This window comes from Rurimicrobium arvi, assembly GCF_039540495.1.
Lineage (GTDB): Bacteria > Bacteroidota > Bacteroidia > Chitinophagales > Chitinophagaceae > Rurimicrobium > Rurimicrobium arvi.
In genome coordinates this window covers 355,741-370,596 of sequence record NZ_BAABEZ010000022.1, presented here as the reverse complement: position 1 = coordinate 370,596, position 14,856 = coordinate 355,741, and the positions used below count along the sequence as shown (strand labels likewise).

Annotated in this window: 3 protein-coding genes; all 3 read left to right on the top strand. The window is 46.3% G+C overall.

All coding sequences use genetic code 11. From position 1 onward, the window contains the following. The first annotated feature begins 17 nt into the window (after positions 1-17). Positions 18-6,905 (top strand): hypothetical protein, encoded by a 6,888-nt coding sequence (locus ABD846_RS08345; RefSeq protein WP_344825168.1) that lies wholly within the window; start codon positions 18-20, stop codon positions 6,903-6,905. A 4-nt stretch (positions 6,906-6,909) separates the two neighbouring features. After that, positions 6,910-7,572 carry a hypothetical protein gene (locus tag ABD846_RS08340; protein ID WP_344825165.1) on the top strand — a complete coding sequence of 221 codons (663 nt, stop codon included), beginning with the start codon at positions 6,910-6,912 and terminating at the stop codon, positions 7,570-7,572. Positions 7,573-7,581: 9 nt separating this feature from the next. Next, positions 7,582-14,856: RHS repeat domain-containing protein (locus ABD846_RS08335; RefSeq protein ID WP_344825162.1), on the top strand; the 7,275-nt coding region annotated here is incomplete at its 3' end.

Below are 14,856 nucleotides of genomic sequence, written 5' to 3'. Positions count from 1 at the left end.
ATCATTATCTGTTCGTTATGAAAAGAAAGAATGCGCTCAAATTAATAGCTCATGTGACAATATTGTCTCTGACATATCAGCTGGTATTTCCCGCATGTGCGTATGCGCTTACTTCCGGACCAATGCAGCCGGAGGTTCAGTCGTTTGAGCCTGTTGGCACTACGGAAATGGTTGATGTGTTTACCGGAGACTTCAACTACAATATACCATTGATAGATGTGGAAGGCTATCCCATTAATATTTTCTATCACAGTGGCGTTGGTATTGAGCAGGAAGCCAGTTGGGTGGGGCTGGGATGGAATATCAATCCCGGAGAAATCAACAGAACTGTCAGAGGTTTGCCGGATGACCTGAACGGGGAAACCATCGAAAAAGAAATTCACATTCAGAAAGAGAAAGATATACGTATCGGTTTAGGCGTAGACGTCGCAATCGAAATATTCGGTAAAGAGCTTCCCGATCAAAGCCATGAAACCCAGTTGGCGGTCACCGGAGGAGGGCAGATTTACGTTGCGTACAATAACTACAGGGGACTCAGCACAGGTGTGAGTTCATCACTCGGGTTGCAATCTCCGATGGGTAGTGTCGGAATAGGCATGGGTATTGGCACCCAGACCGGCGCGGATATTGATGCATCCGCCTCTTTCGTTACAGATAAACTCATGGGCAAATTACCTTTTGGTGCCTCTTTCCAGGCAGGAGTTGGCATGAATTCCCGAACAGGAGTTAAAGACATATCGCTGGGCATGAGTACTTATGCACGTATTGAACTCAACGGAGTAAGTACAAAAGATCCGGACAGAGCTGTACACAGGACATCCCGGATTGGAGTACAGGCGCAAAAAACAATACCCGTTGGAATGCAGAATTATGTGCCCGTTATCGCCAATAAGATGACGCAAACCGGCCAGATAGTACAACGGAAACTTGGCTTTTCTGTGACGGGAACTACCATAAGCGCCTTTGTTTCGGGGCAATATGTAGAATCTGAATATGAGACGGATGGATCACGTAAGGGATTTGGCTATTTAAATATGCAAAACAGCTCTAAAGAAGATATGCTGGATTTTACCCGCGAAAAAGACGGTCAGTATAACAAGACTATCAAAAATCTTCCGATGCCCTCCCTGACGTATGATGTGTTCTCTGTAAACGGGCAAGGTGTCGGAGGTATGTTTCGCGCTCATAGAAATGATCTTGGTACCGTATTTGATCCTTACGTAAGTGCTTATCCTCCGAGTGAAATCCGTTCCGGCCAGAAGGAAGTCGGTGTGCCGGGCGAGGACTATGGGGAAGTAGGAGATGATGCTACCAGGATAACGACTTATAACATGAGCGGAGCCTGGAGTTTGTTGCCATTCGCAAAGAGAGTTGACGGAAGTTTATTCGAGCCGTGGTATTTCAAACAAGCGGGCGAACTAACATATGATCAGTCTCAGGAAGTAGAAGGACTTTTTAATGCAGACCCTTACATTGCGGATACTACGTTCAGCATGTTTTCCGGAAAAGGAAATCGCTTCTTTCCCTTTCCCGGCAATTATGTATTTAATAATGTAACTGCGGGTCGTGCTCTTTCCGGATCATCCGGTATGGACAGGTCTTCACGTGCAACCAATATTTCTGCATTAACATTCGATGAAATACAGAAAATACCGGAAATGCCTGTAAAAAAGAAAACGCTCAGCTATTCCGGAAATTTCCCTAATCCGACTCTTTCGGCGAAACCGCAGAATGAAATTTACAAAGGTTCGAGCCTTGCTTATAAGGCTTCTGGCTCACAACTCGCACAATTGACACAGACGATGCCCGATGGTCGCCGCTATGTTTACGGATTGCCTGTAATGAATAATGTAATCAGGGAAGTCACTTTCTCCGCCGATGAAACGAGTCCCTCAAAAATAGATCTGAATAACAGGTATGTAACCTACGATGCGACAGAGTTCAGTTCTTCAAATCCTAATGGCAGAGATCATTTTTATTCATCCACAGTTACCCCGCCTCATGCGGGAAGCTATATGCTTACCGAGGTTTTATCCAACGACTATGTTGATATCCTCGGTGACGGGCCCACCAATGACGACCCCGGTACATTTGTCAAATACAATTATGAATTAAAAAATGATGACTATCGTTGGAAAGCTCCTTATCAATCCAATAAAGCGCACTATGACCGCGGATTTGTTGTAGATACTAAAGACGGGAAAGGCAACGTGGTTATGGGGTCCCGTCAGTTATGGCACGTGAAATCCATCGAGTCCAAGAATTACATAGCAGAGTTTTACACTTCTCCCAGGCAGGACGCGCATGGTTCTATGGAAGCTGTTTTACCTTCTAACAGTAAATATCCTTCTGTTTATAAAAGTGCAATCTCCAGTTATGCGAATACAGCTTCGTACAAACTTGACTCTATACGCCTGTTCAATAAGCATGATCGTTTTCTGAACGGAGATGCTGCTATTCCGGTTAAAACGGTATTCTTTCAATACGAAACCGGCACCAATACTTTGTGTAAAGGTCTGCCGAATGCGGAGTCGGCTACTGCCGGTAAGCTAACATTGAAACGCATTTATATCGGCTATGGAAACTCTCACAAAAACATGCTGAGCCCTTATGAATTTACTTATCATGCATCTAACCCGGATTATAATTATGCTGCTAAGGACAGGTGGGGCAACTATAAACCGGCAGTGGCAGGTCAGAATAATTTCGATTTCCCCTATTGTGATCAGGACCCTGCAGCAAAGTCTACCCAGGACTATTACGCTGCATCCTGGAATCTTACGGATGTGAAACTACCTTCTGGCGGTAAGATTCATGTGGATTACGAAAGTGATGATTATTCTTCGGTTCAGAATAAGCGACCTATGTCTATGTTTAAAATATTTGGAATAGGAAGTACATCATCTCCAATGCCTTTAAATTATCTCTATAATGATAGGGATAATATTAACCGCTTTGTGTACTTCAAAAGGAACATTGGTGCGGAAGTTACAGGATCAATGCGTGACAACTATTTTCAGAACGAAACCTATTTGTATTATTCATTTGCTATTGATGTCGGATGCAATAACGTCTTTGATGATATAAAAGGCTATGCTAAAATAAAGGACGTCGGTGTCTGCCCGGGTTTGCCGGATTATGGTTATGTGGAATTGGAATTGGAGAATGTGAACGGACAAAATATCCATCCTGCAACACGCTTATCCATGAATACCGGACGCTATTATCTGCCTCAGTATTTCTATGACAATTATAATATCAGCGCGACTGATCCGGCAGGTATATTGCTGGCCCTCGCAGGACTTATTCCTGAGTTAACCAATACGATTCTTCAAAAAAATCCATTCAAAACTTTCCTGAATAAAGGTAAGTCAAAGGTAGTTGCACTTGATCGCTCGTTTATCCGACTTCAGGTACCCGGTTTAACCAAGCGCGGTGGAGGTATTCGTGTCAAACAGCTGACACTTTCTGATAGCTGGGACAAACAGGCGGGAGGCCAGGCAGCGACTTACGGTAAATCCTATGATTACACGATGAACGATCCGACTTTCGGAATTGTCAGTAGCGGCGTTGCATCTTATGAACCAATACAGGGAGGAGATGAAAATCCATTCCGGCAACCGGTTCCGTATTCGGCGGAAGTATTTAAAGGTATGCCGTCTATCGATTTTTTCCAGGAAGAACCATTTGGAGAGGGGGTCTACCCACCTGCTGCTGTCGGGTATTCAAAGGTAACTGTCAGAAGTATACATCAGAATTACGGAAGATCGTCTCAATCGTATGAAGAATATGGGTTTTACACGGCCAGGGACTTCCCGATTATTGTGAATTACACAGACAAAAACGCCGATGAGACCCAAAACGTTGATTTCGGAGTCCAGGAAAATGATGCGAGGGTGACGCAGGGGTATTCAGTGATATTGAACGATATGCACGGAAAGCCTAAATACACGCGCAATTATGTTGTTCATAAAACGGCATCCGGAAATCCATTGCCGGAACTCATATCCGGTCAGACTACAAAATACCGTATAAATAATAGCGGGAATCTGAGTAATAATGTAACTGCAGTGGTCAGAAAACGTGGTACAGAAAATTTCTACGAGCTGAAAGAAGTGATTCTGGGACAGGATGTGGATTACACAATTGACAGCCGTTCGCGGGAAGGATCCACCACCACTAAAAAGAAAAAGTATAATCTGAATGTGATACAAGGGGCTACAATACCCATCCCGGTTCCTTCCTATTTCAAAAGCTCAGATCTTAAGTCCAATAGATTTTACAGTCTCGTTACCTCCAAAGTAATACAACAATATGGAATTGTTCAGTCGGTGGAACAAACCGATCATCATGCTGTAACGACTACCGAAAATCTCGTTTACGACGCGGAAACCGGAGGTGTGCTGCTTTCGAGGGTAAATAACGAATTCAATAAATATAATTACAGCGTCGTACATCCTGCATACATGGCTTATGAGGGTATGCGTCCTGCTTACACCAATGACGGTTACCAGGAAGTAGCGGATTTCTCCGTCAATACAAACAGGGATGGATTCATTTATACAAAAAACTTCGATCGCTTTAGTCCCGGTGACGAACTCCTTGTAACAACAAGAAGAAACGGAACATTCAAAGTATGGGTAATGGGTGCCGGAGTTGATCCACTTGACCCTCCCGGGAATGGTGATGTAAGCGTGGCTCTCGTTAAGGATAATAAATATTGCACCTTCCCGTCTGAGACTGCTGCATTTACGATCAAAAACAGCTCCGGCGTGATCAAAGCTACCGGTACGGTAAATAAATCCGTAGTTACTCCGGGTAATATCTGCGGCGCAGATTATGCGTTCAATACAACATTGCTGGAGGGAAATTACACCTGCGAGGTCAAATATGCAGGATCTCCTGTTACGTCAACCAAATCGTTTACGGTTGTAAAAGGCAAATGTACGCAGGTGAAGATTTTTGCGGATTGTCCACCAATGGGAAATTTGCAGGTAAACGGTTCGTTAAAAAAAGGAGGCACTACCAGCGAGAATTGTTATATCGATATGATATCTTATCCTACAATAATTTCCGTTCGAAGGCTGAATTCAAATACAGCCAATGATTTCAGTTCGGATAATTCTGCGAATGGTTTCAAACCAATTATAAAATTTGATTACTATTTCCTGGACTCTAGACCAGACATTGTTAATTTCCCGTTACCCGATGGATATTATCAGGTGAATGCCATTCCAATAATGGCCTACGTTTTCAATTTGGTACATCCCGGCAAAATTTATACCTCTGTTTACAGAGTAGTTAAAATAAATGGCGGGAAAACCTTGCCTTTAATCTTTTACCCGACAACATGTAATCCTATCGGACTAGATACACTATCCGAGACAACCTATATATCCTCGCCTGGATCTTCCGGTACTGACGATGGCAGCGGCTCTTCAAGCTCTGCACCCACTACCGTAAAACCCTGCGGCATTATGGTATCTCCGAGATTTAAAGATCAGTTCGACGCCAGCTCTGTTAACGTTAGCACATGGCCGCAGGAGTACAAAATGATCCGCAATGCAAGGGTAAAAGTGATCCGGTCAGGTAGAAGGAATAATCTGGACAAAACCGTTCAAAGCACACATTATATAGACGATGCAATTGATCCGGGAAGCCTGGGTATCACTGACCTTTTCAATCGCAAAACAGATCTGCTCGACATTAGCGGCAATACGTTCACAGACGAAGCCCAGATGTACGAAGGATTCCTGAATTCAGCATCAATACCTGGTGATTACAGGTACGAACAATTCAACCCTTACGTATTGGGCACCAAAGGAACCTACCGCACTGCCGCAACCTATATGCCGTTAGCAGAAAGGAGCTATGTCAAAACCTATACAGGAACGGATGGGCTCTTCAGTCTTACGACACTTTTATGGAACCTCAACAACGGTAAGGTAGCTGCGACAGGTGTATGCGATGGTCCGACCGATGTTTTAGAGCCCGTACTTTCTCTGAGTCAGTCCTGGAAGCGTGCGTCGCTGATAACACGCTATGATATTTTTGGAAATGCACTTGAAGAGAAAGATGCGATCGACAATTATTCGTCTGTGCAGTACGGTTACAACAAATCGCTTCCGGTCGCGGTAGCATCAAATGTCCGCTTGCAGCAGTTTATGTTTGAAGGTTTTGAAGACTACACAACTCTGCTCGCTCAGACGATTGCGCAATTGTTCCTTAAAGGAGATGCGTACAGCGCGTTCGGACTCCTGTTCGGAGACAGGCGAACAGATGCCGGTGCCACTTTCACTATGTACAACCAAACCTACTATAAGCGCAATCTGGCCCCTGTCTTTGGCGGTGGAATGGAAGTAAGCAGTGATCAGGCTCATACCGGTTTGTATTCGCTTAAGACTAATGCAGCGCTGAATTTCGGATTTGATGTGGCGGATCCGGGCGCTACTCAGCTGGCCCGTTTCAAATTTGCCCCGGGTAAGAAGTATCTCGTACAGGTGTGGGCGAAAGGAACACTCGCTGAAACAGGAACCGGTGCTCTGAGACTCAAAATCGGAAGCGGTGCGGATATTTATCTGAAAGCGCAGACCGGCAACATAGACGACTGGAGGCTGTATTCCACTACGCTTGACCTGAGCGGTACAACCGCCGGATCTGCCGTCACATTGTCCGGACCAAGCGGTATCTACCTGGATGATTTCCGTGCACTTCCTATGGAATCAAATATGAAGTCGTTTGTGTATGATCCGGTGAGTATGCGCCTGATGGCCCAATTGGATGAACAGAATATGGCTACATTCTTTGAGTATGATCAGGAAGGTCTGCTTGTAAGAACCAAGAAAGAGACAAGCAGGGGTATAGTAACGATCAGCGAAAGCAGAAGAGCGAATGCTAAAAAATAGAAACATGCGTAAACTTTTTTTACTGAGCGTGCTTGTGCCGGTATTGTATGCACACGCTGCATCGGGGCAAACATTGCTTGACAGAATTTTTACTGCTAATACAGCAGATTCGATGCGCTATGATTATGTGATGGCCATACGCACAGGGGGTAAAGTAGAGAAGCAGCTTCACGGAAAACTGCTTACAACTCCCGGCTTTTATTGCGACAGTAATCAGCAACAAATTTCCGTGCGTAGCGGCAACGGTTATTTTCAGGCCGATTACAGCAGCAAAACGGTGTATGTAGGCTTCGTAAAACCAGATACGAATCAGCGGAGTGCACAGTGGATGCAGAAAATGCGCAACACCTTACTGGGTATTGCGGGAAGCTACGTAAAGATCGACTCTTCGGACGCGGATTTTTATAAGATCAATGTGCATTTTGGCATCGGCGAAATCTCGGATTTCAAAGTTGAGGCGAATAAACAAACATTAAAAATGAAATCGTTTGAAGTGATACAGCGATTTACCGTAGAAGATAAGAAGTACGAATATGAACTATCCGCTTACAATGTGGATACGGATATCCGGGCGGATATGCTGTCGGCGGACCGCTTCTTTTACATTAATAACAAACATATCAGACCTGCTGAGGCCTGGCATACTTATAAAGTTGAATACCTCTAATAATCTATTATGAAAAAGGTGTCTTTGGTGCTTGCAGCACTGCTCATACTCATTTCTTCGGTAAACGCTCAGGATTTCCGTTTCATGCCGGATGCAATGAGCCAGCGAAAGTCCTGGTCGGACATCATCGCTTCGTTCGGTACGGGTCCGCATAGCTGGCCTTATACAGTTCCGAGTGTAGCCAGTGCGGAATTTAATGATCTTGCCGCACACTCGGGTTCGGTAAGTACTTATACTTTTAAAAGTGTCCGGGATAAAATTACCATAGGAGTTGATCCTTCGGTGGGTTTCGTCCAGACCGCTTATAAGTATAAGGTTCAGATCACTGTTCAGCCCACGTCCCCTGACCCTTCGGAAACAGTTGTCCCGTTCAACGTTGAGCTGGAACTGTCTTACAATCCTGACTCTCTACAAAAATACCAGGACCTGGCCAGCTATACTTTCCAGGGCAGGCATAAATACAGTGTCCAGATAAACCAGGTATGGAAACTGACATCCGGTATGTGGGTTGTAGTGTCTCCGGATCAGCTCGCAAAACACTTCTTTATCCAGACAGAGGTAATTACGCAGCGATACGACCTTGTAACCCGGTATGTAAGTCACTATGCCACTTCCGGAAGCCGGTATTGGCAGGTAAATGGTTTCTTGTCAGCTTCGCCAGGCGGAGCTACACCATCCGGCTCAGCTATTGCGGGACTTGAATATAAGCCTGCGTTGTATGAACTGGAATGGACTTATGTGGACGATTACCAATTCAACCGGTCTACCGGTACTGCTTCATACGCATTTCCCGCGAACAGCGTAGTGTACAATTTTAAAAGAAATGCAACAAGAATACAACTGGATCAGCCACTATTCAAGATACCTGTCATCTACGAGCACGGGGCATTGGTGCATCGCTGGCGCCTGGTTCGTCCGAGCCTGACCGATTTTTCCCGACTGGAATACGGCCCCTGGTCGCTGCCTGACCAGGGAACACTGTCTCCGGTTTCTACCTCATTTACCAATTATGCACTTGTTATCGATAATCCCCACTCGGGGGATAGTCTTAACTGGCAATATACCATCAACTTTGCCGAGCAGGGCAAGTATAAGCATGTTATCAATTATTTCGACGGCACACTGAAAGACCGGCAGACCCAGACCCGCCTGAATACCAATCTCGATCAGGTGATAGGCGTGGATAAAGTGCTGGATTATGAAGGACGTCCGGCCATTGTTTCTCTGCCTACACCCATATCCCAGCAAAGTCTTTATTACAATCGTTCCATATTATTAAACAGCAGCACGTCCAATCCATACCAGGCTTCGGATATCGATCAATTGCCCGGGTGCAGTCGTCCGGGTGCATTTCCCGCACTGGCCGCATCGTCTGTAGCGAATATTTACTATTCCTCTGCCAACCCCGACAAAAGCGGTATGCAGCAATTTGTGCCGGATGCAGAAGGTTATCCGCTCGTGCAAACAGTTTATTCGCCTGACAACACAAACAAAGTACTGTTCCAGGGTGGGGCAGGTATGAGGCAGCAACTGTGGAACGGACATGGAACCCAATATGAGTATACCTCTCCGCTTCAGCCGGAATTGGATAAATATCTGGGGAATGAGGCCGGTAAAGAAAGTTTTTACACAAAGCAGATCGTTACCGATCCTAACGGACAATCGAGCTACTCGATCCTCAATCACCAGGGAAAGGTTACCGTCAGCGGGTTACAGGGAGCAAGTCCGTCAGCTTCCTTATATCCCCTGTCGCCGCTTGCCAATTTTGTTACCGGAGAAACCGTCTGTACCGATCTGCTGAAAAATGCACAGCAAACAAGAGAAAACGGTGCTATCAGCAGTTTTACCACTATCTATAACGACGACAACTCGGGAGGCAACACACTGGAATACCGCGCAAAGACCTTCGGTTATCTTGCCTGTATAAACAAATACATCTTTGCCGATGCGAATGTGGATATCAAGGTGTTTGATGATTGTGGCGTATCGTACCCCGACCTGGCCATTAACGGCTCTTTCGGTGCCCCTGAACCGGCTTCTGTTGGCGGAACTACGGGCTTACGTCTTTATTCAAGGTATCTCACGTCTCCCGTAAGAACGTATAATCTTCCGAAAGGGAAGTTTATGATCGAAAAGCGGCTTTCTTTTTCTGAAAGCCAGATCACCGATAAGGTTAAAACCTTTATTAAGGAAAATGAATCGATCTGTTATAAAGATGAAGACTATTTCATACGTGCTGCGGTTGAGCAGGCAAATTTCCCTTGCCGGACCAACCCCAAAGCTCCCAGCGATAATGAGTGCGATAAGAACAAGCGTGAAATGATGAGTGAATTGTACCCCAAAGCGAAGTATGGCCCTTACCAGGCCAATGCAGACGGGTCGTTTAAAGATCAATTGCCGAATTCTATCTTTTCAGTTATAATGGAATTAAGCCCTTATTGGACCGATAAGTCAAAACTGACACCCGGAACAGCGTCTCCATGCGCTGTAAAATGTACGTCTACACCGGGATCCTGTGATGATGCTGATAATGCCTGCGGATGTACGGATAAGCATATGTACTCTTCTTATTGCTGTACAGAATGTCTGTTTAAAAAGTGTTCCTGCATTATGTTCCCGCTTGCTGAAAAAACAAGCGTTGTAGAAGTTCCAAAACATAGGGACGCATATTGTAACCCCAAAAGTTTTACCAATCCGATATTAGCCGCCCAGGCTCCTTTTTGCCCGTCATCTGCTTTAGAATGTGACGGAAATGAATTTTCAAACCCAGACAGGGTTAATCACTGGAATGCAGATTTTATAAGACCGGACGGAAGTAAGGGCGCTTATGAAGTGTATACAGCGATTCTTTCGGTTTGTGATTGCGGTGAATATGAACCCGGCGATACAATATGGCATGTGGAGTACTATTCAAAAAATCCTATTCATGGAGGACGCTTTTATACGCATGACGAAGATCCGACCATTTACCTGATACGTGAGCGGGATTTAAATACTACAGCCGGAATGACCTGGGGACACCATTATTGCGACCATGTGTATTACGAATCTGAAAATATTACAGAACGGTTTAACGGATTGACTACCTATTACCGTTACCAGAGCCCCTGTCTTCACTACCCGGATATCATGATTGGCGGCGTTTTATACCATGACGCAGATATCAAAAACATGGATCCGGAACAATTCCGGATGATATTCAACGATCAGATAGCGGAAGCACTGCTGCCCTTGCACCCCGAATACTGTAAACTGCTTGCCTGCGGTGTGGTGAATACAGATTTTGAAGAACAATTCAGTGCGCTTGAAAATGTACAACAGGCAAAAGCAAAAGGTATGTACAATCTCGCGGATATTGTAGCCAAAGATCCGCTTGCAAATGCCAATTCTTTGCTTGATGCCGTACTGAATTACACGGAATTCTTATCCCCGACGGAAGCCGGAATCAATCCGATCCGGTATTTTCCGCTTAATCCGCTGGCGTTGGGCGGTATGTTCCGCGCGCTCAACGACAGGATGCAGATGGATCACCTGGCAATGATCGATGCATACTGCGGGCTGGGAAAACAGGACCCCAATAATATATGTGCCGTAACCTCCTATGCAAGTGAGATATGCGGTAAGATATTTACGTCTCCTGAAATAGAAGAAAATTATTTTCAACGTCTTAAGGGGTATTACTTGTCCAATCATAACATGCTGAAGCAGCAGATTTTTGATAATATGGTTATGCCCGGGAACTGTAGTCCCTGTCTGCAAAACAGAATGACGTTTGTAGAGCCCGCTGTATTTTCTGCATTTAGCTTCCAAAGTGCGAGCGCTTCGGGCGCCATCTATCCGAAGGATGACGAAGATCTCGACGCCATGGGAGCAGACCGTAAAAAAGCTTACCTGGATGCACTTAACGGCACCAACTCTTTAGATCAGGCTGCTTTGAGAGATGAGTTTAACGAGGTTCAGGCAGAGCTGCAGGGCGCGCAGGTAAGCGCCTTGCTGACAGCCTTTGCGAATTGCGGAATGGATATCGCCAAGGAGGATATATTCACAAGCCAGATACAGTCGCAATTGGCAAACGGAGCACTTTTAAGTCCCGAGGTAGTGCGGAATGCGCTTATTGCCGCATTCGGTTCTTACAGCAGTGCGGCCAGTCATATGTGTCATCCGTTCCTGTATGCTTATGGTCTGCAACCGGATATAGAGAAGTCTAAGCGCGAGGCGCAAAACTTTACCTGCCGATCTGCCGACCTGTATACCGGCCTGAAAGATTTCATGAACGATGCGGGCGTAATATCTGCTATACGCGGTGCAACGTTAGGAATAGGAAGCGCCCCCGGTACCGGAACTGCTTCGGTATCATTCCCGGGAAACGCATTCACCGATCAACTTGCTGCTGTTCTTTCCATCCCCGTTTCATCTCCATGGCCTCCACCCGGCGGTCCTATCGGGGTTGCATATCCTATAGACGTAACGGCAACTTTGCGCTTCTTACCCGACAACCGGATCTATTGCGGCGCCCCTTCCTACGATCCTAATTATTTTATTGATGGTACGGAACGTCGTTACCTCGAGCTAAAGCTCAGCTATTTGTCTAAAGTCACTTATCTGCGTATTCACCCCGATAACGCGGCTGCATTCCAGAACCTTCATGATTATGTAGCAACGTACGAGGATGCTTCAGACCCTGTAACCTTTACCAAAGGGCTATGCCTCAACGAGTCGAACCCCGGCGGAAGATGGGGAGTGATAGGAGGCCATACCGCGATGCTGTATGCAAGATGCTCCACCTGTACGGAAGATGCAGGCTTTTGGGTAATGGCAAAAGATATCAATTTCATGGATCCTGTGGCGGACGCGGGTGAAATGGATGGTGCGATTACCTGTCTCGATATCAAAAATGCGATAAACCAGTTCCAGACAACCGATAAAACGTACTGGGGTTATGGAAACGAGGGGATAGCTGCGAACCATCCTCTGTATATGCGTACGCTTACCAATTACCTCAACTACCATTTCAATAAGCAGTATCAATATGACGACTATGTAGACCTTATGAAGGGATGTGCATTATCCGATTACGTTACCGCACCTAAAGGGTTAGGTACCGTGAGGGTGGAAGTATTGAATGCATCGGCAGATGACTTTGAAACAAAGATAAAAGCTTATTGCAAACCTGGTCCGGACCTGTTCCGTTATGTAAAGGGAACAACCTCTTCAGGCCCCATCGGAAACACAGTATTTCTGATTGATATGAGATCTGTCTCCCCGGTTTGGGTATTGCCTTTATGGAATTACATCAATGGAGTCTCTCCATTTCCGATTATATCACCTACAACCGTTACGGGGGTAGTGAACGTCGCCTGGAATTACCACACTGCTGCCGACGACAACCTGTTGTTTACTCCTGCAGGATGCACTTATACGCTTCCGGCCGGAACCAGTTCCACCGATGAGGATGTACTGGTAAGACTGAACGGGACTGATTATCCCTATAAGCTGCGCAGTTTTCACCTGAGCGCTTCCTCGCCTGCTGCAAAAGATAAAGCTGATCTTCATGCTGCAGTGGATGCCGTACTGCATGGTACATCCACGGCGGATGTCTGCAGCGGATTTGCTTACTGGACGGATGAGCTGTACCGTGCCGACGACTATGCCACCAATACTTTGCGTCAGCAATACCTCTCGTATGTATACAGCCTGTCCGGGCTTTCGCGACCGGCAATGCTGGCCGCTATCGCACCGTCTTCGCTGCCGCCGTATCTCGGCTCATACGGCAGCTTCGATCTCAGTTACAGCAATCCATATCTGCAAAACAGTCAGAACAACCTGTATGCTTATGTTGCAAATCCTTCCGGTGCATTGCCCGCAGGATATGCACTGCTGAAGAACACGATCTTGAGCGCCATTAACACGAAATATTCCAATAAGCCGTTCCCTGAACTGCTGTTTGAAAATGTGCCGGTAAGCGTGAGCGGTGCTGCTCTTGCCATTGCGCAAAAAGCGAATGGCGTTTACTGGTACCGCTATTTCGACGCAGACGATCATATGTACAATGTGTATCTGAACGTGCCGGATTTCCGTCTCGGCAGATCTCCGAAAGACTTTGTGTTTACGTCTGTAGAAATGGGGATGGACCCGCATTTCTTCACAGTTACACTTTCCGCACCGGCTACAGCGGGCGGGGCGGCTCTCAGTGGGGTGAAATGCCTGGGATATGCCGATTTTGTGCTCGGAGATGCCACCATAGCTTCCAATGTATTGCTGAACAAAACATCAGATGTGGTGTTTCCGTTTGATACATCCGACTGTGAGAAATCGCAGTTGCTTGAAGCAGTATACAACGGGAAGGCGGCTTACCAGTTGTATTTCGACTCTACGGTGAGGGAAACTTCCAAACTGATGATGAGCTACCTGCTGAATTATTCCAAAGACACGCTCCTGTACTGCGGTCGCCAGCAGCAATACCAGCAGACTCTATACTATTACGACCTTGCAGGTAACCTGAGCCGTACTGTTCCGCCGATGGGTGTGCAGCCGCTTAGCGGATTTGATCTCACCAGTGTGGACAAATACCGTGACGGAACCTATGTGTTCCCCGCAGAATACTGGTACACGACCATAGACATATACGGTCATTCCACGCTCGCATACTGGTTCCCGAATTACCGCCTTACCAACCATAAAAAAGTGTCTTACTACCGGTATAATTCGCTGAACCAGCTTATTTACCAGAAGACACCTGACGGCAATGTCACCTATTTCTTCTACGATGCCGCCGGCAGGCAGATATTCTCGCAAAACAGCAAGCAGCGCATCGGCGGATTGTATACGTACAACCTGTACGACGCACAGGGCAGGCCCGAAGAGAGCGGTGAAGTGCGGCTCGGATGTACCTACCCCGAGACGTCCACGGCAGATTTTGACCTCTCGCCCTGTAGTATCTCTTACAAGAAAAGGGATCTTACCACGGCTGTTAACTATGCCGCGCATCCGGACTTTGTGACCTATTCCTACGACAATGTCAGCTACCCTTACGATGATCTCCGGTATTTCATCCAGTCGCGGCAGCGCATGGATGTAGTGCGCACCATATACGACGATGCGCTTACCGATCTAAGCTCCGTATCCGGCGCTATGCTGCGCGCGCAGGAGAATCTGCGCGGAAGGGTATCTTCCATCCTGTTCTTCGATGTGCACAACCCCTCATGGGGATTGCCCGCCAGTACCTTTACTCCCACCTTTGCAACACATTACAGCTACGACCTGTCTGGTAATGTAAAGACGATC